Source organism: Aeromonas ichthyocola (genome assembly GCF_046087985.1).
In the GTDB taxonomy this organism is placed as follows: Bacteria; Pseudomonadota; Gammaproteobacteria; order Enterobacterales; family Aeromonadaceae; genus Aeromonas; species Aeromonas rivipollensis.
In genome coordinates this window covers 225,848-251,528 of record NZ_JBJSWH010000002.1, presented here as the reverse complement: position 1 = coordinate 251,528, position 25,681 = coordinate 225,848, and the positions used below count along the sequence as shown (strand labels likewise).

Here is a 25,681-nt window from a genome sequence, read left to right as displayed (position 1 = left end):
AGAAGCCCGGCTCAACAGCCCCTACTCTCATGTGACAAGGGCCCGCCAGACGGCGGGTCATAAGAGGAAGATTATGAATATCAGTGCAATAGCCAAGGATCTGGTGCCCCTGCTCGGGGGCAAGGAGAACATCGTCAGCGCCGCTCACTGCGCCACCCGGCTGCGGCTGGTGCTGGCGGACGACAGCAAGGTCAACAAGGCCGCCATCGACAAGCTGGAGGGGGTCAAGGGGTGCTTCAGCAACGCCGGTCAGATCCAGGTGATCTTCGGCACCGGTCTGGTCAACAAGGTCTATGCCGAGTTCGTGGCGCTGACCGGCACCGGCACCGCCAGCAAGGCGGAGCTGACCGACCTGGCGACGGCCAAGCTCAATGTGGCCCAGCGCCTGGCGCGGACCCTCTCCAACATCTTCGTGCCCATCATTCCGGCCATCGTCGCCTCCGGCCTGCTGATGGGGCTGCTCGGCATGGTGCGCACCTACGGCTGGGTCAACGCCGACAGCGCCCTCTTCGTCATGCTCGACATGTTCAGCTCGGCGGCCTTCATCATTTTACCGATCCTGATCGGCTTTACCGCGGCGCGGGAGTTTGGCGGCAACCCCTATCTGGGGGCGACCCTTGGCGGCATTCTTACCCACCCGGCCCTGACCAACGCCTGGGGCGTGGCGGGGGGGTTCAAGACCATGGACTTCTTCGGGTTGGATGTGGCGATGATCGGCTACCAGGGCACCGTCTTCCCAGTGCTGCTGGCGGTCTGGTTCATGTCGCACCTGGAGAAGCAGCTGCGCAAGCGCATCCCGGACGCCCTGGATCTGATCCTCACCCCCTTCTTGACCGTCATCATTACCGGCTTCGTGGCGCTGCTCTTTATCGGCCCGGCGGGTCGGGTACTGGGGGATGGCATCTCCTTTGGTCTGAGCGCCCTCTATGAGCAGGCGGGCTGGCTGGCGGGGCTGGTGTTTGGCGGCACCTATTCGCTTATCGTCATCACCGGCATCCATCACAGCTTCCACGCCATAGAGGCTGGGCTGCTCACCAACCCGGCCATAGGCGTCAATTTCCTGCTGCCCATCTGGGCCATGGCCAACGTGGCCCAGGGCGGGGCTTGCCTGGCGGTCTACTTCAAGACCCGGGATGTGAAGATCAAGGCGATTACCGTGCCGGCAGCCATGTCCTGCCTGCTCGGCATCACGGAAGCCGCCATCTTCGGCGTCAACCTGCGCTACATCAAACCCTTCCTGGCCGGTCTGTTCGGCGGTGCCTGCGGCGGCGCCTACGTGGTGGCGGCCAAGGTGGGGATGACGGCGGTGGGGCTGACCGGCATTCCGGGCATGGCAATAGTCCAGCCCATGAGCCTCATCCACTACGTCATCGGGCTGGTTATCGCCTTTGGTGCCGCCTTCGTCGCCTCCTACCTGCTCAAGTACAAGGTGGAGTGATGAAGGACGCTTATCTCCTCAACCAGATTGTCCGGTCCCTGCTGGCCGGACAGCTCAAGGCGGCGGCCGATCCCCATAGGCCCCGCTGGCATCTGGCAGCCCCTGTGGGGCTGCTCAACGACCCCAACGGTTTTATCGAGCACGACGGGCGCTACCACCTCTTCTACCAGTGGAATCCGCTGGGCTGCGAGCACCGCAACAAGGGCTGGGGTCACGTCACCTCGACCGATCTGCTGCACTGGCAGCACGAGCCGGTGGCGCTCTTGCCCACCGAGGACTATGAGAGCCACGGCTGCTATTCCGGCTCGGCGGTGAGCGACGAGCAGGGGCGCCTGACCCTCGTCTACACAGGCAACGTCAAATACCCGGATGGCAGCCGCACCGCCTTCCAGTGTCTGGCCCGCGACGATGGACGGGGTGGTTTCGACAAGCTGGGCCCCGTGCTGGATCTGCCCCAAGGCTACAGCGGCCATGTGCGCGACCCCAAGGTGTGGCACGACGGCCAGCAGTGGCTCATGGTGCTGGGGGCCCGCACCCTGGACGATCGGGGGGAGGTGCTGCTCTATCGCGGCGACAGGCTGGATGCCTGGACGCTGGTGGGCCCCATCGCCGGCAGCGGGCGCGGCGGTCTCGGGGACTTTGGCTATATGTGGGAGTGCCCGGATCTCTTCCCCCTAGGGGATCGCCATCTGCTGATCTGCTGCCCCCAGGGGATTGCCCCGCAAGGGGAGTATTATCGCAACCTCTATCAGTGCGGCTGGCTGGCGGGCGATTTCGACGGCGAGCAGTTCGAGCACGGGGCTTTCCACGAGCTGGACAGGGGCTTCGAGTTCTATGCGCCGCAAACCACCCAAGACAGCCAGGGGCGGCGCCTGCTGTTCGGCTGGCTGGGGCTGCCGGAGGAGAACGAGATGAGCCAGCCCACTATCGCTCACGGCTGGATCCATCAGATGAGCTGCCCGCGAGAGCTGTTCTGGCAGGACGACTGGCTCTGCCAGCGGCCAGTGGCGGAGCTCGCGGCATTGAAGGGGGAGCAGACCCGCTTCGAGGGGACGCTCGGTGAATTTCCGGGGCTGGCCATCGACTCGGCCTGGCTCGATCTGGCGCTTGGCGGTGAGGGCAGCCTCTGGTTTGGCGCCGTGGCCGAGCTGGTGTGGCAGCCGGGGCGCATCATCCTGCGGCGCCAGAACTGGCAGAGCGGGGCCTGGGAGGAGAGAGCCGCCCCTTGGCTCGGAGGCAAGATCACCGTCCTTTGCGACAGCTCCAGCCTGGAGTGTTTCGTGGATCAGGGTCGCCAGAGCCTGTCGGCGCGCTACTTCCCCGGGGAAAAGCCGCAACTTTCATCGGGTAACGGCGATGATGGCTGCAAAATTTGCCTTGATCACTGGCCGCTGGCGGCTTGCCTAGTACAATAGCCCGGTGCTAGTCAGCCGGGAGGCCAGGTGGAGAAGAAGAAACGGATCACGATTGCCCAGATAGCCGAACTGGCGGGGGTCTCCAAGGCGACCGCCAGTCTGGTGCTCAACGGCAAGAGTGCGGAGTACAGGATTGCCGACGATACCCGCAAGCGGATCCAGGCGGTGGCGGATGAGTGCCACTACCAGCCGAGCTTTCATGCCCGCTCCCTGCGCGAGACCCGCAGCTACACCTGGGGGCTGGTGATCCCCGATCTCACCAACTTCGGGTTCGCCAGCATAGCGCGCGCCCTCGAGGCCCACTGCCGGGAGGCGGGCATCCAGCTGCTCATCGCCTGCTCCGAAGATGATCCTACCCTGGAGCAGCGGGTGGTGGACAATCTCATCAGCCGTCAGGTGGATGGCCTCATCGTTGCCTCCAGCGGTCACAGCGACGACATCTATGCCCGCATTCACGACCGCCTGCCGGTGGTGCAGCTCGACCGCCACATCGGCGAGTCGCGCCTGCCCATGGTCATTTCGGACGCCTGCAAGGCGACCGCCGAGCTGGTGCAGGACATGGCGATCGATTGCGACGAGGAGATCTACTACTTCGGCGGCCTGCTGGATCTCTCCCCCAGTCGCCACCGGCTGGCTGGCTATGAGCTGGGGCTCCATCGCGCCGGTTTTGAGGCGGATGCCGCCCGGGTGCGGCATCGCGACTATCAGCCGCGCTCGGGTTATCAGCTGATGGCCGAGCTGGTGGAGGAGCTGGGAGCGCCCCCCCGCGGGCTATTCACCGCCTCTTTTACTCTGCTGGAAGGGGTGCTGCGCTACCTCAACGAGGCGGGCCTGATGGAGACGGGGATGCGGCTCTGTACCTTCGACGATCACGATCTGCTCGACTGCATTCCCATGCGCATCGACTCCGTGGCCCAGGATTGTCCGGCCCTGGCCCGGGCCGCCTTCGAGCTGATGCAGCAACTGATCGCGGGCAATCCCCCCGCACAGACCGCCCAGGTGATCCTCCCCAGGGTGCGCTGGCGCAGCCGCCGCTAGTCATCCATCACGTCTCATATGAAAAAGCCCCGCCAATACTGGCGGGGCTTTTTGCTGCTGGCGGCGGGCTCAATCCGTGGTGCTGGCACGCCAGAAGATCTGCTTGATGCGGGGATGCTCCCCCAGCGTCTTCATCAGGGCGTCCAGCTCGTCGCCGTCGATGGAGGTGGCGAGCAGCACAGCCGAGATCTCGATGTCCTGCTCCCCGAAGGGCTCTATATCCAGCTCGCTCAGGGGGTAGTTGGCCTGCTCCAGCTTCTGCTCCAGCCAGGGGAGCACCTCTTTCTGGTGAGTCCGGCGGATGAGCGCCGTGACGCGGTAGGTCACCTCGGTGTCGGTGTTGTCCACCGGATGACGGTTGATCTGATTGACCAGGGGGCGCAGCAGGGTGTTGGCCGCCAGCACAAAGAGCGCGCCGAGCACCGCCTCCATGGCGAAGCCGGCGCCGCTGGCCGCCCCCACAGCCGCCACGCCCCAGAGGGTGGCGGCTGTGTTGATGCCGCGGATGTTGCCGGACTCGCGCATGATGACACCGGCGCCAAGAAAGCCGATGCCGGAGACGATATAGGCCACCACGTGCACCACCCCATAGCTGCCGCCGTGCAGGTCATAGATGCGCTGGGCCAGGTTGACGAAGAGGGCCGCCCCCACGGCGACCAGCACGTTGGTGCGAAGGCCGGCGGTGCGCTGGCGATACTGGCGCTCGAGGCCGACCAGGCTGCCGAGCACGAAGGCGAGCAGCAGGCTGGCCAGGGTGTCGAGCAGGGCAAGCAGATCAAATTGTTGCCACATTCTCATGGGGTACTCCTTCTGATGAGTGATGGCTGCGCGCAATCCATGATGAAACGCCGCACAAGAGGGCTGAAAAACCCGGCGATGATTGCGCTGCTGGCCAACAAAAAATGAAACAAGGCGTGCGGGCATCCCCTGCGCATGCCCCATAGGGCGCCGCTGACAGTTCAGGGGGCCAGCATGGCCGGCCCCCTGAACGCTGGTTGACAGAGTATGGTGCTGTCAGGTGCGCTCGGGATCATCACCGCGAGGGCGCAGTTCCCAGCGAACCGGGTGAGCTGCCCCGACCTGATGGACAAACTGCACCAGATAGCGGCGCTGGGGCGGGGTGCACCGCAGGTTGAGCACCAGCTCACGCCCGCCGCTGCGACCCGGTGTCATGGACTGCACCGGGTGCAGCACGGCCGGTTGCAGGGTGTGGCTCACCATCTCCAGCACCTGCTCCAGATCGGCGCGATCCTCGCAGCGGATCTGCAGCCGGTAGTGGTGCTGGCGCCGTTTGCCCCGCAGCCAGCGCGGCAGCATGCCAAGGCCCAGCTTGTTCAGCAGGGGGTGAGTCGATACAGACTGGGTTGATATCAAACGCATAGCAGCCTCCTTGTGGGAAGCAGAAACTATGCAGGCAAGGCGCTCATGGCAGTTGACCAGGAGTCACCCGACGTCAAGTGTAAAAAGAGAAGAGGGGAGTGGATTTCCGCTTCTCGCAGGGCTGCGAGTTGCGGCAGAGGGACTCTGCGGCTAGCTCGCGACCTGGGTGCCGACGACAGGAGTCGGCGTGGATCTGTCACTTGATGAGTTGCCCACCGACGGTCTCCGCTATTGATTAGAGGCGACATGGTAGCCGATACGGCCGCCGGGGTAAACCCTGGGTCCCCGGCAGCAACATATTGAAACAAAATGAGGTTTTAGCAAAAGGGAGCCCGAGCTCCCTCGTTATTATCGTCCGCTCGGTGCTATTTCATGCCCAGGCGCCTCAGGATCATGGCGGCGGGGCAGAAGCCGGTGAAGGCGCTCTGGATCAGGTTGGCCCCGACAAAGACGCTCAGCCAGACGAAGCCCGGGTGGACCCAGGCGGTGAGCAGCAGCGAGAGCAGCAAGATGCTGCCCGCGACCACTCTGACTCCGTTATCAACTGTCATGTCTCTCTCCCTTTTCTCTATTATTTAGTAGTTGCTAATTTAGTGTTGATTTATACAATAGACTAAATATCAGCAATTGCTAATTTATGCTTATGAGCCCATTCGACGAGATGAACGGACACGCGACGGCCGCCGCCTCCCTGCTCAAGGCGTTGGCTCATCCCGAACGCCTGATGGTGCTCTGCCAGTTGGTGGAAGGGGAGAAGGGGGTCGGAGAGCTGCTTGCCCACAGCCAGCTGGGGCAGTCGGCCTTCTCCCAGCAGTTGTCGGTGCTAAAGCGCCGTGGCCTTATCCGTTCGCGCAAGGTCTCCCAGCAGATCTACTACTCCCTGGTGAGCGAGGCGGCCGCCGATGTGCTGGGGGCGCTGCAAACCCATTTTTGTCACGCAGATGAGGAAATTCGATGATTGAAAGCCAATGGCTGCTCTCTTTGGGCGGCGGCATGCTGGCGGGGCTGTCGGCCCTGATCCTGATGTTGTTCAACGGCCGGGTAGCCGGGATCAGCGGCATTCTGGCCGGTGCCCTGCAACACCGCGCGCCCTGGCGGGTGCTGTTTCTGCTGGGGCTGGGGGCCGGCGCCTGGTTGGCGCTGACCCTGGGTTGGGCCAGCATGCCTGCATTCACCAGCCTGCCCGTTTGGCCGGTGGTGTTGCTGGCCGGTCTGCTGGTCGGAGTCGGTACCCGTCTTGGCAATGGCTGCACCAGCGGCCACGGCATCTGCGGCATGGGGCGGCTCTCCCTGCGTTCCATAGTCGCGACCCTGACCTTTATGGCGGCGGGCTTTATCACCGTCTTTTTCACCCACCACATTTTCTGACAGGTTGATTGCCATGAGATTGCTGACAAGTTTGCTTGCGGGCCTGCTGTTCGGGCTGGGGATGGCCATCTCCGGCATGGTGGATCCCGCCCGGGTCACCGGTTTTCTCGATCTGGCGGGGGTCTGGGATCCCAGCCTCGCCTTCGTGATGGGGGGCGCCCTGCTGGTCTTTATGCCGGGTTATTTTCTGCTGGTGAAACCCCGTCGCCGGAGTCTGTTGGGGGAGCCCATAGTCGCCGTACCGGCCCCCAGGCTGGATCGCCGTCTGATCGGTGGGGCCGCGCTGTTTGGCATAGGCTGGGGGTTGGTGGGCATCTGTCCCGGGCCGGCTTTGAGCCTCATTTCCAGCGGTCAGCCCATGATACTGTTGTTTATAGCGGCCATGGTGGCCGGGATCCTGCTGGTCGACCGGGGGCTGGTGCGCGCACGGAACAAGGCTCGCCAGTCCCATACCGCCTGAGCCGGTGAAGTGACTGATTACGCCAGGGAAGGAGAGTGATGATGGAAAAGATCCGGTTGCTGGGGATCACCATGTTGGTGATGACATCGCAGGCCATGACATCCGCCCTGGCTGCAGAAGGGGAGAGTCAGGCCCCGTTGACAGTAGCGCCACAGCCGGTGACCGACTGGCTGACGCTGGATGGCACCGTCAGTGCCATCAATCAGGGGACGGTGGCGGCCCAGACCAGCGGCCGGGTCTCCCGCATGCTGGTGGATGTGAACGACGAGGTGCAGGCGGGGCAACCGCTGCTCGAGATCAGCGGCAAAGAGCAGTTTGCCGCCGTCACAGGGGCCGAGGCGCGGCTGGCCAGGGCGCAGGCCCAGCAGGTGGAGGCCGAGCGCCAGCTCGCCCGTTTTCAGGCGCTGATCGCCAAGGGGGTGATCACCCGCGCCCAGCTCGACAACGCCCAGGCGACGGATCGCGCCGCCCGCGCCGAGGTGAATGCGGCCGAGGCGGCCCTCACCCAGGCCCGCGAGACCTACGGTTATACCCGTATTCTGGCCCCCTACGCCGGAGTGGTGACCAAACGGCTGGTGGAGCTGGGGGAGACGGTGGCCCCCGGTACCCCGCTGCTGTCGGGTTTCTCTCTCGACACCTTGCGGGTGGAGGTGGAGTTGCCCCAATCCGCCCTGACACTTGCTCGTGAGCCTGCGGATGTGCAGGTGCTGCTGCCCGATGGCAAGAGGGTTATCCCGGTCAAATTGACCCGCTTCAACTATGCCGACAGCCAGAGCCACGCCTTCAGGCTGCGCCTCGACTTGCCGCCGCAAACCGCCGGGGTATTGCCCGGCATGTGGCTCAAGGTGCAGCTCAAACAGGGTGAGCGTCAGGTGTTGCAAGTGCCGGATCGCGCCCTGCTGCGGCAAGGGGAGTTCAACGGCGTCTATCTGCAGCAGCCCGCTGGCTGGGCCCTGACGCCGGTGCGGGTCGGCCACTGTATCGCGGGGCAGTGCGAGATCCTGGCCGGGCTGCAAGCTGGTGACAAGCTGGCCCCCGATGCCTGGGCGCAGCAGCAGGAGCTGGCCCATGAGTAGCGAGCTGAACGGCAACAAGGAGAGGCTGGGGCCCGCGGGTCGGCTGGCGGCGCTGTTTCAGGGCTCGGCCATCACCCCGCTGCTGGCGCTGGTGGGGCTCTTGCTCGGCCTGTTTGCGGTGCTGGTGACCCCCAAGGAGGAGGAGCCGCAGATCGATGTCACCTTCGCCGATGTCTATATCCCCTTCCCGGGGGCCACTCCGGCAGAGGTGGAGTCCCTCGTCACCACCCCTGCCGAGCAGGTGGTCTCCCAGATAAAGGGAATTGATACCCTCTACTCTTTTTCCCAACCCGATGGCGCCCTGCTGGTGGTGGTGTTCAAGGTGGGGGTAAGCCGCGAGCAGGCCATCGTCGAGCTCAACAACCAGCTCGACTCCCACCGGGACTGGCTGCCACAGGGGATTGGGGTCGGCCAGCCACTGGTGAAACCCCGGGGGATCGATGATGTCCCCATCGTCAGTTTGACCTTATGGAGCAAAGAGGGGAGCAAGCAACTGGGTGCCCCCGAGCTGACCCGGGTCGCCCATGAGCTGGAGACCGAACTCAAGCGCATTCCCGGTACTCGCGATATTTACACGCTCGGCAGCCAGAGCGCCGTGTTGCGGGTGATGCCGGATCCGGCGGCCCTGAGCGCCCACGGCATCAGCTGGGGCGAGCTGAGTCAGCGACTGGCGGCCGCCAATCAGGTGGGCCCGACACAGGCTATCGAGCAAGACAACAGCGAGATCAAGGTACAGGTGGGGCAGTTCCTGCAAAGCGAGCAGCAGGCCCGAGAACTGGTGGTGGGGCTGCACGACGGCAAGCCTGTCTATCTCGGCGATGTGGCAAAGGTTTCTCTGGGTCAGGAGACCCCGACCAGGCGTAGCTGGATGGGGCAGGGGCAAGCCAGTTATCCGGCGGTGACCCTGGCCATCGGCAAGCAGCCGGGCCAGAACGCGGTCGATGTGGCCAGGCGGGTGGAGGCGCGGGTCGAGAGTTTGCAAAACCGGCTGATCCCTGCTGGGGTCGAGGTGACGGTGACCCGTGACTACGGCGTCACCGCCGAGACCAAATCCAACACCCTGATCGGCAAGCTGATTTTTGCCACCACGGCAGTGGTGTTGCTGGTGCTGGTGAGCATGGGCTGGCGCGAGGCACTGGTGGTGGGCGTTGCCATCGTCATCACCCTGGCACTGACTCTCTTTGCCAGCTGGGCCTGGGGCTTTACCCTCAACCGGGTGTCGCTGTTTGCGCTGATCTTCTCCATCGGCATTCTGGTGGATGACGCCATAGTGGTGGTGGAGAACATCCACCGCCATCGCGGTTTGGGCAAGGGGTCACTCAAGGATCTTATTCCGGGGGCGGTGGACGAGGTGGGTGGGCCGACCATACTGGCGACCCTGACCGTGATTGCGGCCCTGCTGCCGATGGCCTTTGTCAGCGGCCTGATGGGCCCCTACATGAGCCCCATCCCCATCAATGCCAGCATGGGGATGCTTATCTCCCTGCTGGTGGCCTTTATCTTCTCCCCCTGGCTGGCGAGCCATTTGCTCAAGGGGGAGGTGCATGCTGCCCACGGTGAGGCCAAGGCAGGCCTCTTTCACCGGCTGATGACCCCTTTCCTGATCGGTGACGGCGCCAAGCGTGCCAGACGCAAACTCTGGCTGGGGGTGTTGCTGCTGGTCGGGGCGGCTACCGCCATGCCGGTGGTGCAGTGGGTGGTGCTCAAGATGCTCCCCTTTGACAACAAGTCGGAATTCCAGCTGGTGCTCGATATGCCGGAGGGGGCGACGCTGGAGCATACCGAGCGTACCCTGCTGGCGGTCGGGCGAGAGCTTGCCAAGGTACCGGAGGTGAAGGATTACCAGATCTACGCCGGCACCGCCGCCCCCATCAACTTCAACGGCCTGGTGCGCCACTACTTTATCCGCAGCGGCGCCAACGTGGGGGATATTCAGGTCAATCTGGTGGACAAGCATGAGCGCCATCACAGCAGTCACCAGATCGCCCAGTCGGTCCGGGCGCCGCTGCAGGCTATCGCCAGTGCGGCAGGGGGCAACCTCAAGGTGGTGGAGGTGCCCCCCGGTCCGCCGGTCTGGTCCCCCATAGTTGCAGAAGTGTATGGCCCGACGCCGGCCGCCCGTGAGGCGGCGGCCCGCGCCGTACAAGCCCGCTTCGTGGCCACCGCGGATCTGGTGGATGTGGATATATATCTGACCGACCCCCAGCCCCAGTGGCGGCTGGTGGTGGATCGCAGCAAGGCGGCCCTGCTCGGGGTCGAGCTCGGGGATCTGGTGAACACCCTCAATGGCGGGGTGGGTTATCAGGATGCCAGCTGGCTGCAGGGGCAAGGCGCCAAGTATCCGGTGCCGATCCGCATAGAACTGGCTCCCGGTGACAAACGGGATCTGGCGGGCGTACTGGCCCTCAAGGTGCGCAGCCAGAGCGGCCAGCTGGTGCGGGTCTCCGAGCTGGTGAGTCGCCGTGATGAGGTGGTCCTCAGCTATATCATGCACAAGAACATGCAGCCCATGGTGATGGTGGTGGCCGACATGGGCGGCCATACCGACAGCCCGCTCTACGGCATGTTTGCCGCCGGTGCCGACATCTCGCTGCCCCAGTATTACGTGCGGCAGCCCGATAAATTGGGTGAAGTGGCGCTCTTGTGGGACGGGGAGTGGAAGGTAACCTACGAGACTTTCCGCGACATGGGGCTGGCCTACGGGGTGGGGATGATCCTCATCTACCTGCTGGTGGTGGCCCAGTTCCGCTCCTATCTGGTGCCGCTCATCATAATGGCGCCCATCCCGCTCACCCTGATCGGGGTGATGCCGGGCCACGCCCTGCTGGGGGCCCAGTTTACCGCCACATCTATGATAGGGATGATAGCGCTCGCCGGGATCATAGTGCGCAACAGCATACTGCTGGTGGACTTTATCGAGCAGCAGCGAAGAGCCGGGATGGCGTTCGAGCAGGCGGTGATCGAGGCGGCGCAGGTGCGGGCCAAACCCATCATGCTGACGGCGCTGGCGGCCATGATAGGTGCCCTGTTCATCCTCGATGATCCCATCTTCAACGGACTGGCCATCAGCCTGATTTTCGGGATCCTGGTCTCCACCCTGCTCACCCTGGTGGTGATACCCTTGCTCTATTACGCCCTGCTCTCCCGACGCTGATGACGGGAGTCACTAGCTAAGGCGAAATGATGCCCTGCTCTCCCGTCAGCCGTGACGGGGGTCGATAGCGAAAGGATGCGTGATGAAGAGAGGCTGGCTGTGGTGGACGGCGGGCGCCGGGGTGGCGCTAGCGGCCCTGGCATTGTGGTGGTGGCCGCAGGCGACGCCGGTCAAGCTGGTGGCGGTCGGGCGGGGGGATGTGCTGGTCACCCTGGTCAACACCCGGGCCGGCACCATCAAGTCGTGCCAGCGGGCCGGGCTCAGTCTGCCCGGCGGCGGTGTGGTGGAGCAGATCGCCGTCAAGGCCGGGGACAGGGTGGCCCGGGGTGATCTGCTGCTGACCCTCTGGAGCGAGGACATTCGCGCCGATCTCAGCCGCGCCCGCGCCCAGCAGGCCCTCGGCAAGACCCAGCGCGAGGAGCGCTGCAGCGAGGCCACCTACTACGAGCGGGAGGCCCAGCGGCTGGCCACCCTGCTCGCCAAGAACCTCACCTCCCGCACCCTGGCCGAACAGGCCCAGAACCTGGCCCATACCCGCCGCTATATCTGCCGCGCCTCCCGCCAGCAGGAGCGGGTCGACGAGGCGCTGGTCGCCCAGGTGGAGGCCCGCCTGGCCGAGCGCCGCCTGCAGGCCCCCTTTGCCGGCGTGGTGGCCGAGGTCAACAGCAAGCTGGGTGAATACATGACCCCCTCACCCCCAGGGGTGGCCATGCCCCCCGTCATCGATCTCATCGACGATAACTGCCTCTATGTCTCAGCTCCCATAGATGAAGTGGATGCCGCCCGCCTCAAGGTGGGCCAGCGCGCCCGGGTACTGCTCGACGCCATGCCCGGGCGCGACTTTGCCGCCACCGTCACCCGCATCGCCCCCTATGTGAAGGAGCTGGAGAAACAGGCCCGCACCGTGGAGGTGGAGGCGGTACTCACAGCCCCGCCCGGCGACGTGCCCCTGCTTATCGGCTACAGCGCCGATCTCGAGGTCGAGGTGACCCGCGCCACCGATGTGCTGCGGGTGGCGGCCAGCAGCCGGGCCGACGATGGCAGCGTGCTGCGGCTGGAAGGAGATAAGCTGGTGCGGGTCCTGCCCCGCTGGGGCGTGGAGAACTGGAACTGGATTGAGGTGGCAGAGGGGCTCGCCGCCGGTGACCAGCTGGCGGCCCAGCCCGGCCAGATAGTCGGGGAGGGGCCCTTCAGTGCCGCCACGGAGCAGATGGATGAGTGATCTCATTCGCCTGGATGCCGTCAGCCGTCGATTCACTCTGGGGGGCACTGAGGTGGCGGCCCTCGATCGCGTTTCTCTTCGGGTCGCCGAGGGGGAGTATCTGGCGGTGATGGGCCCCTCGGGCTCCGGAAAGTCGACCCTGCTCAACGTGCTGGGGCTGCTGGACAGGCCAGACGAGGGGCAATACTGGCTGGGAGGGGAGGACATTGCCACCCTGTCAGAACCGGCGCTGGCCCAGCTGCGCGGCCATCGCATCGGCTTCGTGTTCCAGTCGTTTCATCTCATCCCCCGCCTCACCGCCCGGGAAAACGTCGAGCTGCCGCTGATGCTGTGCGGCGTCCTCCCCGCCGAGCGCCATCGCCGCAGCCAGCGCCTGCTGGAGGATCTGGGGCTGGACAACCGGGCCGACCACAGGCCCGCCGAGCTCTCCGGCGGTCAGCGCCAGCGGGTGGCCATAGCCCGGGCCATGGCCATGGCGCCGCGCCTCATCCTGGCGGACGAGCCCACCGGCAATCTCGACTCCCGCTCCGGGGAGGAGGTGATCACCCTGCTCGAGGGGCTCAACCGGGAGCAGGGGATCACCCTGATGGTGGTGACCCACGATCCCCGCCTCGGCGAGCGGGCGGGCAGGCGGATCTCGATGGATGACGGCCGCATCAGCAGCGACAGCGGCGGGGGCTGAATGCGGCGCCCCGATGCCCTCCGCTTCGCCGCCGTGGCCCTGCTGCGCCAGCGCACGCGAGCGCTGGTGCTGATCCTGGCGGTGAGTCTGAGCGTCACCTCGGTGCTGCTGCTCACCGCGCTGGGGGAGGGGGCGAGGCGCTATGTGGCCGAGCAGTTCAGCTCCCTTGGCAAGGATCTGCTGGTGATGTTTCCGGGTCGCAAGGAGACCACGGGCGGGCTGCCGCCGGTCACCGGTAACAGCCTGAGGGAGATCACCCTGGATGACATGCACTACCTGGGCCAGCATCAACCCCAGCTCAGGCTGGTGCCGCTGGTGATGGGCTTTGCCGAGGCCAAGCAGGGGGCCCGGGTGCGCCAGACCATGCTGCTTGGCAGCAGCAACGGGTTGCGGCATACCCACGGACTTGAGCTGCTCTCCGGCCGCTGGTTGCCGGGGGACGCCGGGGAGGACAGGCCGGTGGCCCTGCTCGGGGAAGTGGCGGCTCGGGAGCTGTTCGGTCAGGCCGATCCCCTCGGCCAGTGGCTGCGCTTTGACAATCGCCGCTTTCGGGTGGTGGGGGTCTTCACCAGCCAGAGCAGCAATCTGGGGATGGACATGGCCGAGGCGGCGCTGATCCCGGTGGGCAGCGCCATGGGGCTGTTCAATACCGAGGGGCTGTTTCGGTTGCTGATCCAGCTGCTGGGAGGGCAGGCTGTGCCCCCGCTGGTGCAGCGGCTGGAGCAGCTGATGCAGGCGCGTCACGGGGTGCTCGATGTGACTCTGGTAAGGCGCGATGCCATGCTGGCCACCTTCTCCACCATTCTGGCCACCCTCACCCTGGCGGTCGCCGGCATTGGTGCCATCAGCCTGCTGGTCTCCGGCATCATGATGATGAATCTGGCGCTCATCAGCACCCGCCAGCGCACCGGAGAGATCGGCCTGCTCAAGGCGCTGGGGGCCGACAGCCTTCAGATCCGCCAGCTGTTTTTGTGGGAGGCGCTGCTGCTGAGCGGCGGTGGCGCCTTCATCGGCACCCTGCTGGGCTATGCCCTGGTGGCCCTCGCCGGGCTGATCTGGCCCGGCTTCCCGGCGGCCGTGCCCTGGCTCGCGACCCTCTGCACCATACCGGCGGCCCTGCTGACCGGGCTTTTCTTCAGCTGGCTGCCCGCCTCCAGGGCGGCCAGGCAGGATCCGGTCACCAGTCTGCGCAGCGGGCAATGGAGTTGAGGCTGATGAATCTGATGGGGCGCGAACCAGTGACCAACGTAGCGGACAATGGCGTGGTGGCCGATGCGCCTCGCTGATCTGCTGTTCTGGCTCTGGCGCGCCTTGCTGGCAGGGCGCAGTCGCAGCCTGCTGTCGGCGCTCGGCATCGCCATCGGGATCGCCTCTGTGACCCTGCTCACCGGCATAGGCGAGGGGCTCAGGCTCTATCTGCTCGACAGCTTCTCCCAGTTCGGTACCCGCCTGATCGCCGTGACCCCGGGCAAGACCGAAACCGCCGGCGGCCCGCCCGGCATCCTCTCCAGCAGCCGTCCCCTGCTGCTGGAGGATGCCGATGCCCTCGCCAGATTGCAGGGCGTCGAAGCGGCGCTCCCTGTGGTGCAGGGGCAGGGGGAGGTGCGCAGCCGCGGGCTGACCCGCAGCACCGCCATCCTGGGCACAGGCTCGGCGGCGCTCTCTGGCTGGCGGCTCACCCTGGTGCAGGGGCGTTTTCTGCCCGCAGATGACAGTGCCATGCCCCGCGCCTATGCGGTGCTGGGCGCCAAGGTGGCGGCTGAGCTGTTTCCCGGCGGCGATGCGCCGGGAAGCTTGCTGCGGGCCGGGGATCGCCGCTTTCGGGTGGCCGGGGTGCTGGCTCCCAAGGGGCAATTTCTCGGCTTCGATCTGGACGACATGATCTATCTGCCCGCCGCCCATGCCCAGGCGCTGTTCAACAAGGAGGGGCTGCAGGAGATAGACGTCATCTATGGCGCCGGGCGGGCGGAGGCCGAGATCACCGCCCAGATCCGGCGGGTGCTGATCGCTCGCCACGGCGCCGAGGATTTTACCCTCACCTCCCAGCAGGACATGCTGACCAGCCTCGACAAGATCCTCTCCATCATCAAGCTGGCGGTCGGTGGGCTGGGGATCATCTCGCTGCTGATCGGGGCGGTCGGCATCTTCAGCATCATGAGCATCGCCCAGCAGGAGCGGATCCCCGAGGTGGGGCTGCTGATGGCGCTGGGCTGCCCACGGCGCCGCATTCTATTGCTGTTCCTGCTGGAGGCCGTGGTGCTGGCACTGCTGGGGGGAGCCATGGGGCTGGCCCTGCTCGGCGGGCTCAAGCTGTTGTTCGCGCTGCTGGCGGCTGGTTTGCCGCTCAGCCTGCATCCCCTCTATCTGCTGCTGGCCCTGGGGTGCAGCGCCCTGGTCGGTTTGCTGGCCGGGGTCGCTCCCGCCTTGCGGGCGGTGCGCCTGGACCCCGTGGTCGCCCTGCGGGGTGACTAGGCGAGCGCCGTGCGCCGCGAACAGCACGAAGTAGTGGCTGCCCGCCGGAGCGTCTCTTTGCGCCGCCGCTGCGGCAGGCGGTCAGGGGCCAGATGTCAGGGGACGACGCCCCGGGAGCAGGGTGATATGGTAGTCTCCCCCTTTTCCAACGAGGTCCTCCTATGTCTCCTCCCATGTCTCCGTTACGCCTGCTCGTCTCCGATTCTCACGACCCCCTGTTCAACCTGGCGGTGGAGGAGTGCATCTTCCGCCAGATGGATCCCGCCCAGCGGGTGCTCTTCCTGTGGCGCAACGCCAATACGGTGGTGATAGGCCGGGCGCAGAATCCGTGGAAGGAGTGCAACACCCGCCGCATGGAAGAGGACGGCGTGACCCTGGCGCGGCGCAGCAGCGGGGGCGGTGCCGTGTTTCACGATCTCGGCAACAGCTGCTTCACCTTCATGGCGGGCAAGCCCGGTTATGACAAGAGCGTCTCTACCGCCATAGTGCTAGATGCTCTCAGTCGGCTGGGGATAGCGGCCTTTGCCTCCGGGCGCAACGATCTGCTGGTGGCCACGGCGGACGGTGATCGCAAGGTGTCGGGCTCGGCCTACCGGGAGACCCAGGATCGCGGCTTTCACCACGGCACCCTGCTGCTGGATGCGGACCTCGGCCGACTCGCGAACTACCTCAATCCCGACCCCAAGAAGCTGGCGGCCAAGGGCATCACCTCGGTGCGCAGCCGGGTCGCCAATCTTTGCGAGCTGCTGCCGGGGATAGATCACCAGCAGCTGAATGACGCCCTCATCGAGGCCTTCTTCCACTACTACGGTGAGCGGGTAGCGCCCGAGCATATCTCCCCCGAACAGATGCCGGACCTGCCCGGCTTCGCCGACACCTTCGCCCGCCAGCGCAGCTGGGAGTGGAACTTCGGCCATGCCCCGGCGTTCAGCCATCAGCTGGACGAGCGTTTCGGCTGGGGCGGGGTGGAGCTCCACTTCGACGTGGAGAAGGGGGTGATAGGGCGGGCGCAGATCTTCAGCGACAGCCTGGATCCGGCGCCCCTGGATGCCCTGGCCGAGCGCCTGGTGGGGACACCCTACCGGCCAGAGGCGATGGCGGCGCTGCTGCGCTCGCTGATGGGTGATTTCCCGGCCAGGACCCATGAGCTGGCGGAGCTGGAGGCCTGGCTGGTGGCGGCCCTGCGCTGAGAGTCATGACCGGGATCACGAAACGGAGCACGGGATCCGGCGCCAGGGTGCCGCCAGCCCCCGACTGCCGTGGCCATGATAAAAAGTAGGGCAGGCCATTAGTTATTGTCGCTGTCTCAAGTGCCGCCCTGGGGGTATAACCGGGGCACATTTGCAGTACCAATGGTCTTATCATGAGCGATCTTGTCTATCTGAAAGATGACGGCGTCAACGCCGTCCACCCCGAGTTCTCCGCCCGTTTCGCCACCGTCAAAGCCAACTTCTTCTCCCGCAATCCCGATCTCTGGCCGGTGTTTCGCGAGCCCGGTTTTGCCACCCTCAACGAGTTTCGCGCCCGTGGCCTGGCGCCGGATGCCCGGCTGAACGCCTGGCCAGATGGCCGCGCCCGTCTCGCCGATCTCTGCGAGACCATGCCGGTGCCCGCACAGATGCGCACCCCGGGCGAGCCCATGACGGAGCTGCTGTTCGCCGGTGCCCTGTCGAAGGATTGGGAGAACCCCTCCAGCGTCGAGAACGTCATTACAATGTCGGCGGATCCCGCCATCTACGGCGCCCAGATGGGCATCTTGGCCAACCCCAATCTGGTCTACTCCGAATACGCCGGGGTGGCAGAGGAGCTGGAGAAGAAGGTGGTGCGCCAGATAGCTCTGCTGGCGGGCTACGATCCCGCCCGCGCCACCGGCATCTTCACCCAGGGGGGGACCTTCTGTAACCTCTACGGCTACCTGCTCGGCATTCGCAAGAGTCTGCCCGAGGCCAAGCACAAGGGGCTCGGCCACTATCAGGACTACCGCATCATCAACTCCCAGGGCGGTCATTACTCCAACATCACCAACCTCTCCCTGCTCGGGGTGGACATAGAGCACAAGACCATCCGCATCCAGGTGGGGGAGAACAACGACATCGATCTGGCGGATCTCGAGCGCACCCTGACCGCCTGCTTCGCCCTGAAGCACGTGGTGCCCACCATCATGCTCACCATGGGTACCACCGACACCTTCGGGGTGGATCGGGTCAAGCCCGTGGTGGAACTGCGGGATCGGCTGTGCGAGCGGTTCGAGGTGGCGGTCAAGCCCCACATCCACGTGGATGCCGCCATCGGCTGGTCGATGATCTTCTTCCTGGACTACGACTTTGCCGCCAACCCGCTGGCCATCAATGCCGCCACCCTGGCGGGCATAGAGCGCAACGTGAGCCGCTTCGCCGAGCTGAAATATGCCGACTCCTTCACCGTCGACTTCCAGAAGTGGGGCTATGTGCCCTACACCTCCAGTCTGGTGATGATCAAGGAGCAGGAGGATCTCAAGGCGATGGAGAATGACCCTGAGAACTTCTCCTACTTCGAGCGGGACATCCAGGGCCAGACCCACCTGCAGTCCACCATAGAGTGTTCCCGCGGTGCGAGCGGCCTGTTCGGCGCCTACGCGGCCCTCAACTACCTGGGGGTGGAGGGCTATCGCACCGTGCTGGCCCACTGCCTGCAAAACGCCAACTACTTCCGCTTCCGTCTGAGCCAGCTTGGCAACGTCAAGCTGGTGGCCCAGGAGAACCAGGGGCCGAGCGTGGGCTTCAAGATCTACAACCCCGAGTGGGTGCAGGATCCGGAGGCCGAGTTCGCCTTCGAGCTGGCCCGCAGCCCGGATGCGGCCTACAAGGCGCGGCTGGCCCGCAACACCGACTACCACCGCAATCTGTTCAAGGCGCGCGGCAAGGTGGGACTCTACACCAACTGGGTGGAGGCGGTGGCGCATTCGGAGTACGACGCCCGCGGCAAGTACTCCTACATCGCAGGGGAGAAGGCTGTATTCATGAACCCCGCCTGCACCCGCGAGCAGATTGACGCCTTTATCGACCATATCCGCGGCTGAACGGCCTAGATTGCTAGGATCCGGATAGCAAAACGGCGGGATAATCCCGCCGTTTTTTATTACCGTGGCCAGCACTCACTGCTTCTGCAGTTGGGTCACCGTCAGCTTGCCCGCCGGGTTCTCGGCGTGGAACAGGACTGCATCCCCCACCTTCAGATCCTTGAGCAGGGCCGGATCCGCCAGCAGGAACACCATGTTCATGGGGGGCATCTTGAGGTTGGCGATGGCCTCGTGCTTGATCCCCACCTTGCCGTTGGGTGCGTCGATGCGGCTGATGACCCCCTTGGTCATCGTCATCTCGCCCATCTCGTTCATGCCGTCCATTTGTCCCATCTGGCCCATGTCATGGCCCTGGTGGTTCATCATCTCCTCGGCCTGCAGGCCGGTGTGGGTGGCAAGGCCAAGCAGCAGGGTCAGGGTCAGCGTCTTGTAGTTCATGGTTTTTACTCCTCATTCTCATTGATTCAACAGTGGTGGTCAGTCGGCTTGCCGGGTTTCGGTCTTGCCAAGGCTTCGGCTGCGCCACAGGTAGTAGGCGGCGGGCAGCACCAGGAGAGTCAGCACCAGGGCGCTCACCATGCCGCCGATCATCGGCGCGGCGATGCGCTGCATCACCTCTGAGCCGGTGCCGTGGCTCCACATGATAGGCAAGAGGCCGGCGATGATGGTCACCACCGTCATCATCTTGGGGCGCAGGCGCAGGGCGGCGCCGTGAATGACCGCCTGGTGCAGGCCCGCCTTGTCCGGCTTGCCGCTCGCGACGAGGTCATCCCAGGCGTGGTTGAGGTAGACCAGCATCAAGACACCGGTCTCCACCGCGACGCCTGCCAGGGCGATAAAGCCCACCCCCACTGCCACCGAGAGGTTGAAGTCCAGCAGCCAGAGGGTCCAGATCCCGCCCACCACCGCGAGCGGCAGAGTGGTGAGAATGAGCAGCACCTCCTGGAAGCGGCGAAACGCCAGATAGAGCAGCAGCACTATGATGGCGACGGTCAATGGCACCACGTAGGCGAGGCGCGCCTTGGCCCGCTCCATGTACTCAAACTGCCCGGACCAGGTGAGGGCGTAGCCCGCCGGCAGCACCAGCTGCTTGTCCACTTGTGCCTTGGCCTCTGCCACAAAGGAGCCGATGTCGCGGCCGCGAATATCCACGTAGACCCAGCCGTTCAGGCGCGCATTCTCGCTACGCAGCATGGGGGCCTCGTCGCTGATGTAGACCCGGGCCACGTCTGCCAGGGCGATGCGCGCACCGCTCGGGGTGACCAGCGGCAGCAGCTCCAGGCTGGCTACCGAGTCGCGATAGCTCTGGGGGTAGCGCAGGTTGATGGGGTAGCGCTCGCGCCCCTCTATGGTCTGGCCCACCTCCATGCCGCCCACCGCGGTGGCGAGCACCGCCTGCACGTCGGCGATGTTGAGGCCGTAGCGGGCCGCCTTGAGCCGGTCGATGTCCACCTTGACGTAGCGACCACCGGCCACCCGCTCGGCGTAGACCGACGCGGCCCCCTCCACCTTGCCGACTACTTGCTCAAGCTGCTGGCCGAGCTGCTGGATCACCTTGAGATCCGGCCCCGCTATCTTGATGCCGACCGGGGTCTTGATGCCGGTGGCCAGCATGTCGATGCGAGTCTTGATGGGAGGCACCCAGGCATTGGTGAGGCCGGGGAAGCGGATAAGGGAATCGAGCTCTTCTTTCAGCTTCTCCGGGGTCATGCCGGGGCGCCACTGCTCCCGAGGCTTGAGCTGGATGCTGGTCTCCATCATCACCAGATCGGCGGGGTCGGTGGCCGAGTCGGCGCGCCCCGCCTTGCCGAACACGTTCTGCACCTCGGGCACTGTGCGAATGAGCTTGTCGGTCTGCTGCAAGATCTCCCGCGCCTTGCCCACCGAGATATTGGCCGCTGTGGTGGGCATGTACATGATGTCCCCCTCGTCGAGCGGCGGTATGAACTCGGAGCCCAGGTACTTGAGCGGCCAGAAGCCCGCCATCGTCACCACTGCGGCGATGGCCAGGGTGGTTTTCGGACGGGCCAGCACGGCCTTGAGCAGCGGCACATAGCCCTGACTCAACCAGCGGTTCAGCGGGTTGGCCTGCTCCGCCAGCACCTTGCCGCGGATAAAGTAACCCATGATCACCGGCACCAGCGTGACGGCGAGCCCGGCGGCGGCGGCCATGGCATAGGTCTTGGTGTAGGCCAGCGGGTGGAACATCCGCCCCTCCTGCGCCTCCAGCGCAAACACCGGCAGGAAGCTGATGGTGATAATGAGCAGGGAGAAGAAGATGGCGGGCCCCACCTCTATGCTCGCCTCCGTGATGATGCGCCAGCGGTTCTTGTCGGTGAGCGCCTCCCGCTCCATATGCTTGTGGACGTTCTCGATCATCACTATGGCGCCATCCACCATGGCGCCGATGGCGATGGCGATGCCCCCCAGCGACATGATGTTGGCGTTGATCCCCTGCAGGTGCATCACGATAAAGGCGGTCAAAATCGCGATAGGGAGTGTGATGACCACCACCAGAGATGAGCGCAGATGGAACAGGAAGGCGAGACAGACCAGCACCACCACCGCGAACTCCTCCAGCAGCTTGCCGGAGAGGTTGTCGATGGCGCGCTGGATAAGGTCGGATCGATCGTAGACGATGACGATCTCCACCCCCTCTGGCAGGCTGCTTTTGAGCTCTGCCAGCCGCGCCTTGACCCCGTCTATGGTGTGCTGGGCATTCTCGCCATAGCGCATGACGATGATGCCGCCCACCACTTCCCCCTCGCCGTTGAGCTCGGCGATGCCGCGCCGGCTCTGGGGCCCGGTGACCACATCCGCCACGTCACCCAGCAGCAGCGGAGCACCGCGCACATTGGTACCAAGCGGGATCTGTTTCAGATCCTCCACGCTTTTCAGATAGCCATTCGAGCGCACCATATACTCCGCCTCCGCCATCTCGATGACGGAGGCGCCGGTCTCCTGATTGCCCTGCTGGATGGCGGTCTCGATGAGGGAGAGCGGGATGCCGTAGGCGCGCAGCTTGTCCGGGTCGACCCGCACCTGATACTGGCGCACCATGCCGCCCACGGTGGCGACCTCGGAGACGCCGTCCACCGTCTGCAACTCGTACTTGAGGAACCAGTTCTGCAGGGAGGTGAGCTCGCTGAGGTCATGCTTGCCGGTTCTGTCCACCAGGGCGTACTGGTAGACCCAGCCCACCCCGGTGGCATCGGGGCCGAGCTGGGGGCGAGCGGAGGCGGGCAGATTGGGAGCCACCTGACTCAAATACTCCAGCACCCGGGCGCGGGCCCAGTAGAGGTCGGTGTCGTCGTCAAACAGCACATAGACGAAGGAGTCGCCGAAGAAGGAGTAGCCGCGCACCGTGGTCGCCCCCGGCACCGCCAGCATGGCGGTGGTGAGAGGGTAGGTGACCTGATCTTCCACCACTTGGGGCGCCTGGCCCGGGTAGGCCGTCTTGATGATCACCTGGACGTCGGAGAGATCCGGCAGGGCGTCCACCGGGGTCTGTTTCACCGACCAGAGCCCCCAGGCGGTGAGCATGAGGGTCAGCAGCAGCACCAGAAAGCGGTTGCCCACGGACCAGCGAATAATGGAAGGGATCATGATCTGGCTCCTTTCTCAAAGGGGGCAGAGAGCGGAGTTCGGTTGCCTGCCAAGCAGAAAATGATGGAAGGGATCATGGCTTGGCTCCCATATCGTGCTGGCTATGGTCCATGCCTTCCATCTTCTCCATCTCATCTGCCGCAGGCTTGGTGGCGTCGCCGGTTGCTGGCGTTTTCTCCTGATGAATGGTGGTGATGCGGTACTCGTCCCCCTCCTGCATCACCTGCAGATGGAGGCTTTGCCCCTCGGCCAGCTTGCTGATATCGACCCCTTCGGCGACGGTGAACTCCATCTCCATGGCGGGCCACTGCCACTCGGGGATGGGCTGGTGGGCCACCATCAGGGTGCGACTGGCCAGATCGATGCTCTGTACAGCCCCTTGAGTCCACACCTGGGCGGGACGCACCGCCGTCATGCGCTGGAAGTCCGAGTCGATGGCCGATTCGGAGTCGAGCAGGAACTGGGCCGAGCTGACTATGCTGTCCCCCGCTTCGACTCCCTCCCTGATGGCAACCTTGTCGCCAAACTGGGGGCCCAGGGTGACGGCCACCGACTTGAAGCTGCCATCCCCCAGGGCCAGCACCAGCCTGTCCTGGCTGCCGGTGCGGATCACCGCTTCGCTCGGCACCACCAGCTGTGGCTCTCCTTTACCGGTGTGAATGTTCACCTTGGCGAACATATTGGGTTTCAAGAACTCGTCCGGGTTGTCAACGCGCAGCCGCACCTTGAGAGTACGGGTGGTGGCATCCAGGGTCGGATAGAGGTAGTCCACCCGCCCCTGCCAGCGGCGGCCCGGGGCGTAGTCCAGGGTCATGGTGACCGGATCCCCCACTTTGAGCTGTGCGGCCTGGCGCTCGAACACCTCGGCGCTCACCCACACCTGCTGGAGGGTGCTGATGTTGAACAGGGCAGCGGCGGGCTCCACATACTGGCCTTCTCGCACCTTGAGCTCGGACACATAGCCGCTGCTGGGGGCGTAGATGGCAATGGTTTCGCGCACCTGACGGCTGCGCTTGAGAGCGGCAATCTGATCCGCCGGCACCTGCAGGGATTTGAGCTTGCCCTCGGCGGCGCGCAGCAGCAGGGGGTTGCTGGTGTTGAGGGCCAGCAGGTACTCGTGCTGGGCGTTGACCAGATCCGGGGCGTAGAGCTCGTAGATGAGGCTCCCCTGGCTCACCTTCTGCCCCTCGCTCTTGATGGCCAGGGTGCGGATCCAGCCCGCCATGCGGGCGTTGATGGCCTCCAGCCTGTCTTCGTCATAGCCGACATAGCCCACCGTCTCGACCTGCTGTTGAAGGGGCAGCATCTCCACCTTGGCGAGACGCACCCCCAGGTTCTGCTGGATCTCGGGGCTGATGGTGACGGTGCCCGGCGAGCCGTTTTTCTGCTCCTCATAGACGGGGATGAAGTCCATCCCCATGTTGTCCTTGGCGGGGCCGTCGCGCTTGTCGCGGGGATCCATGGGGTTGACCCAGTAGAGCGGCGTCTTCTCCTTGGTACTGGCGCCATCTGTGCTCTGTTTGGCGGCCCAGTAGCCGCCACCGGCGCCGAGGGCGAGCAGCAGGGCAGACATCAGGACTGTCTTGTTCATGACTGGCCTCCGGCACGGGCAGGGCAGGAGGAGAGGGCGCCCGCGAAGGCGACAAAGTTGGCTGGTGACATGATACGTCTTCTCTTGTACAGGCCGCCGGATGGGCAAGGCATCACCCAGGGGCTGGCGGCAAACGGGGCGCAGCGATAAACGTCAGCGTGCGCTCGGCTCCCTGTTGCTGGCAGGGCCAGTGGTCACAGGGTCAGGCAAGGCGGCAGGAAACGAGCAAGCACAAGCTTGCCGCCGCCGCGAGAGAAGGGCTTTCTAGTGGAGCAGCACCGACAGCATCAGGTGTCGGCGCGGCCAGGAGGGAGGGTGGGTACCGCGGATACGCAGCAAGGGGTCGCGCAGCCAGTTGTCCAGTGCGCCGCTTGCCGTCCTGAGGGGCAGCAGCAACAGCGGCAGGGCGAACAGGGTCAGCAGGGCCGCCAGCAGCGGCAGGCCGGTACCCATTGGCGAGGTGAGGCCGCCGTGCATCTGGCACTCGTCCTGATTGAGGTCGGCGGCAGCGTAGCCATCACCGCCATCGTGGCAGGAGAGCCCCTGCATGGCCGCGGGCATAGTGTCGGCACTGGTCATGGCGAGGGAGGAAGAAGTCGCCTCTTCCCTTGCCGCCGCACTATGCCAGCTGATGCAGAGGGTGAGATTGCAGACGAGCAGCAGCGCCAGCAACAGCCGGGCGATGAGCACTGTGGGCAATCTCGATGACAACATGGGCGGTTTCCCTGTGACGGATGAGTCGAATGTAAACCTTGCCTAAAGGAGAAGGTCAAGGTTTGGCAAAACCCGTCAGCCAAAGAGTTGATGTGGATTAAGAAAGGGCGGGGGTAGTGAACAAAAAAGCCCCCGCATGGGCGGGGGCTGGCTCTCTTTGCGAGGGGGTGCCTGGCGCCGGGATCAGGCGAAGCAGGCCCAGATGGGAGCGTGATCGGAGGGCTTGTCGATGCCGCGCAGCTCGTAGTCGATGCCGGTCTCGGTCACTTTGTCCTTGAGGGCGTCGGACGCCATGATGAGGTCGATGCGCAGGCCCCGGTTCTCGTCAAAGCCCTTGGAGCGGTAGTCAAACCAGGAGAAGCGTTCGCACTCGGTGGGGTTGGCGGCGCGGAAGGTGTCGGTCAGCCCGAACCCCTTGAGGCGCTCCATCCATTCCCGCTCTATGGGCAGGAAGGAGCACTTGCCCTCCCGCAGCCAGCGTTTGCGGTTCGCCTCGCCGATGCCGATGTCGAGATCCGTGGGGGAGATATTCACATCGCCGATCAGCACCAGCTGATCGTCCGGCGTGTGGTGAGTCTCGAGGTAGTGTTGCAGGTCCTCATAGAACTTCTGCTTGGCCGGGAACTTGGTCTCGTGCGCCTGGTTCTCCCCTTGCGGGAAATAGCCGTTCATCACCTTGATGAGGGAGCCGTCTTCCCGCTTGAAGCTGGCCATGATCATGCGGCGTTGGGCATCCTCGGGGTCTGTGGGGAAGCCTTTTTGCACCTCGAGGGGCGGCTGCTTACTCATGATGGCGACCCCGTAATGGCCCTTCTGACCGTGGAATGCCACGTGATAGCCCATGGCCTCCACGTCCGCCAGCGGGAACTCATCGTCGTGCACCTTGATCTCCTGCAGGCCGATCACGTCCGGCTGATGCTTGTCGATGATGGCTTGCAGCTGATGAAGACGGGCGCGCAGGCCATTGATATTGAAAGAGATGATCTTCATGTCAGGGATGCTCATGT

General features: G+C 64.8%; 22 protein-coding genes. 14 read left to right on the top strand and 8 right to left on the bottom strand.

All coding sequences use genetic code 11. The annotated features are described in order from the left end of the window. The first annotated feature begins 73 nt into the window (after nt 1-73). The 3 genes from ACF2JD_RS05885 to ACF2JD_RS05875 are packed head-to-tail and all read left to right on the top strand — an operon-like array spanning nt 74 to nt 3,891. On the top strand, nt 74-1,438 hold the full coding sequence (locus tag ACF2JD_RS05885) for a sucrose-specific PTS transporter subunit IIBC (protein ID WP_413826468.1): 1,365 nt from the start codon (nt 74-76) through the stop codon (nt 1,436-1,438). Continuing rightward, nucleotides 1,438-2,853, top strand: coding sequence for a sucrose-6-phosphate hydrolase (locus tag ACF2JD_RS05880; protein WP_440986989.1), 1,416 nt, complete (start codon nt 1,438-1,440; stop codon nt 2,851-2,853). Before ACF2JD_RS05885 ends, ACF2JD_RS05880 begins: the two co-directional genes overlap by 1 nt. 27 nt (nt 2,854-2,880) lie before the next feature. Further along, on the top strand, nt 2,881-3,891 hold the full coding sequence (locus tag ACF2JD_RS05875; RefSeq protein WP_139744916.1) for a substrate-binding domain-containing protein: 1,011 nt from the start codon (nt 2,881-2,883) through the stop codon (nt 3,889-3,891). Between the two features lie 69 nt (nt 3,892-3,960). On the opposite strand, the gene ACF2JD_RS05870 is transcribed toward ACF2JD_RS05875, so the two are convergent. From ACF2JD_RS05870 to ACF2JD_RS05860, 3 genes are all read right to left on the bottom strand, one after another. Continuing rightward, on the bottom strand, nt 3,961-4,689 hold the full coding sequence (locus tag ACF2JD_RS05870) for an MgtC/SapB family protein (RefSeq protein WP_025327670.1): 729 nt from the start codon (nt 4,687-4,689) through the stop codon (nt 3,961-3,963). Nucleotides 4,690-4,905: 216 nt separating this feature from the next. Continuing rightward, entirely contained in the window at nt 4,906-5,271 is a 366-nt protein-coding gene (locus ACF2JD_RS05865; RefSeq protein WP_440986988.1) for a hypothetical protein, read from the bottom strand. A gap of 365 nt (nt 5,272-5,636) precedes the next feature. Continuing rightward, nucleotides 5,637-5,822, bottom strand: a complete 186-nt coding sequence (locus ACF2JD_RS05860) for a YgaP family membrane protein (RefSeq protein ID WP_392418697.1) — start codon at nt 5,820-5,822, stop codon at nt 5,637-5,639. Nucleotides 5,823-5,914: 92 nt separating this feature from the next. Here ACF2JD_RS05860 and ACF2JD_RS05855 point away from each other — a divergent pair, with 92 nt between their 5' ends. From ACF2JD_RS05855 to ACF2JD_RS05805, 11 genes are all read left to right on the top strand, one after another. Continuing rightward, on the top strand, nt 5,915-6,229 hold the full coding sequence (locus ACF2JD_RS05855) for an ArsR/SmtB family transcription factor (protein WP_392418784.1): 315 nt from the start codon (nt 5,915-5,917) through the stop codon (nt 6,227-6,229). Next, a complete protein-coding gene (locus ACF2JD_RS05850) occupies nt 6,226-6,639 on the top strand; it encodes a YeeE/YedE family protein (protein ID WP_440986987.1) in 414 nt (137 codons plus the stop codon). The genes ACF2JD_RS05855 and ACF2JD_RS05850 overlap by 4 nt, the downstream gene beginning before the upstream one ends. A gap of 13 nt (nt 6,640-6,652) precedes the next feature. Continuing rightward, nucleotides 6,653-7,099 carry a DUF6691 family protein gene (locus ACF2JD_RS05845; protein WP_440986986.1) on the top strand — a complete coding sequence of 149 codons (447 nt, stop codon included), beginning with the start codon at nt 6,653-6,655 and terminating at the stop codon, nt 7,097-7,099. 41 nt (nt 7,100-7,140) lie between these two features. Next, nucleotides 7,141-8,175: an efflux RND transporter periplasmic adaptor subunit gene (locus tag ACF2JD_RS05840; RefSeq protein ID WP_440987209.1), complete on the top strand. Its 1,035-nt coding sequence runs from the start codon at nt 7,141-7,143 to the stop codon at nt 8,173-8,175. Beyond that, a complete protein-coding gene (locus ACF2JD_RS05835; RefSeq protein WP_440986985.1) occupies nt 8,168-11,329 on the top strand; it encodes an efflux RND transporter permease subunit in 3,162 nt (1,053 codons plus the stop codon). Before ACF2JD_RS05840 ends, ACF2JD_RS05835 begins: the two co-directional genes overlap by 8 nt. 82 nt (nt 11,330-11,411) lie before the next feature. Beyond that, complete coding sequence (locus ACF2JD_RS05830) at nt 11,412-12,551, top strand: efflux RND transporter periplasmic adaptor subunit (RefSeq protein ID WP_440986984.1); 1,140 nt, start codon at nt 11,412-11,414, stop codon at nt 12,549-12,551. Continuing rightward, on the top strand, nt 12,544-13,233 hold the full coding sequence (locus ACF2JD_RS05825) for an ATP-binding cassette domain-containing protein (RefSeq protein ID WP_440986983.1): 690 nt from the start codon (nt 12,544-12,546) through the stop codon (nt 13,231-13,233). Before ACF2JD_RS05830 ends, ACF2JD_RS05825 begins: the two co-directional genes overlap by 8 nt. Further along, entirely contained in the window at nt 13,234-14,442 is a 1,209-nt protein-coding gene (locus tag ACF2JD_RS05820) for an ABC transporter permease (protein ID WP_440986982.1), read from the top strand. It abuts the gene before it with no gap. 63 nt (nt 14,443-14,505) lie between these two features. Beyond that, nucleotides 14,506-15,705 (top strand): ABC transporter permease, encoded by a 1,200-nt coding sequence (locus ACF2JD_RS05815; RefSeq protein ID WP_408776580.1) that lies wholly within the window; start codon nt 14,506-14,508, stop codon nt 15,703-15,705. Nucleotides 15,706-15,878: 173 nt separating this feature from the next. Beyond that, nucleotides 15,879-16,895 carry a lipoate--protein ligase A gene (locus ACF2JD_RS05810; RefSeq protein WP_440987208.1) on the top strand — a complete coding sequence of 339 codons (1,017 nt, stop codon included), beginning with the start codon at nt 15,879-15,881 and terminating at the stop codon, nt 16,893-16,895. Between the two features lie 173 nt (nt 16,896-17,068). Further along, the gene (locus ACF2JD_RS05805; RefSeq protein ID WP_440986981.1) at nt 17,069-18,763 is read left to right on the top strand and encodes a pyridoxal-dependent decarboxylase; all 1,695 of its coding nucleotides are present in this window, start codon (nt 17,069-17,071) and stop codon (nt 18,761-18,763) included. 75 nt (nt 18,764-18,838) lie between these two features. Here ACF2JD_RS05805 and ACF2JD_RS05800 read toward each other — a convergent pair whose 3' ends face one another. From ACF2JD_RS05800 to xthA, 5 genes are all read right to left on the bottom strand, one after another. After that, complete coding sequence (locus ACF2JD_RS05800; RefSeq protein WP_440986980.1) at nt 18,839-19,201, bottom strand: copper-binding protein; 363 nt, start codon at nt 19,199-19,201, stop codon at nt 18,839-18,841. A gap of 39 nt (nt 19,202-19,240) precedes the next feature. After that, nucleotides 19,241-22,369 (bottom strand): CusA/CzcA family heavy metal efflux RND transporter, encoded by a 3,129-nt coding sequence (locus ACF2JD_RS05795; protein WP_440986979.1) that lies wholly within the window; start codon nt 22,367-22,369, stop codon nt 19,241-19,243. Nucleotides 22,370-22,442: 73 nt separating this feature from the next. Then, a complete protein-coding gene (locus ACF2JD_RS05790) occupies nt 22,443-23,960 on the bottom strand; it encodes an efflux RND transporter periplasmic adaptor subunit (protein WP_440986978.1) in 1,518 nt (505 codons plus the stop codon). Between the two features lie 264 nt (nt 23,961-24,224). Further along, nucleotides 24,225-24,674, bottom strand: coding sequence for a hypothetical protein (locus tag ACF2JD_RS05785; RefSeq protein ID WP_440986977.1), 450 nt, complete (start codon nt 24,672-24,674; stop codon nt 24,225-24,227). A gap of 183 nt (nt 24,675-24,857) precedes the next feature. Next, nucleotides 24,858-25,664 carry an exodeoxyribonuclease III gene (gene xthA, locus ACF2JD_RS05780; protein ID WP_440986976.1) on the bottom strand — a complete coding sequence of 269 codons (807 nt, stop codon included), beginning with the start codon at nt 25,662-25,664 and terminating at the stop codon, nt 24,858-24,860. Nucleotides 25,665-25,681: the final 17 nt, after the last annotated feature.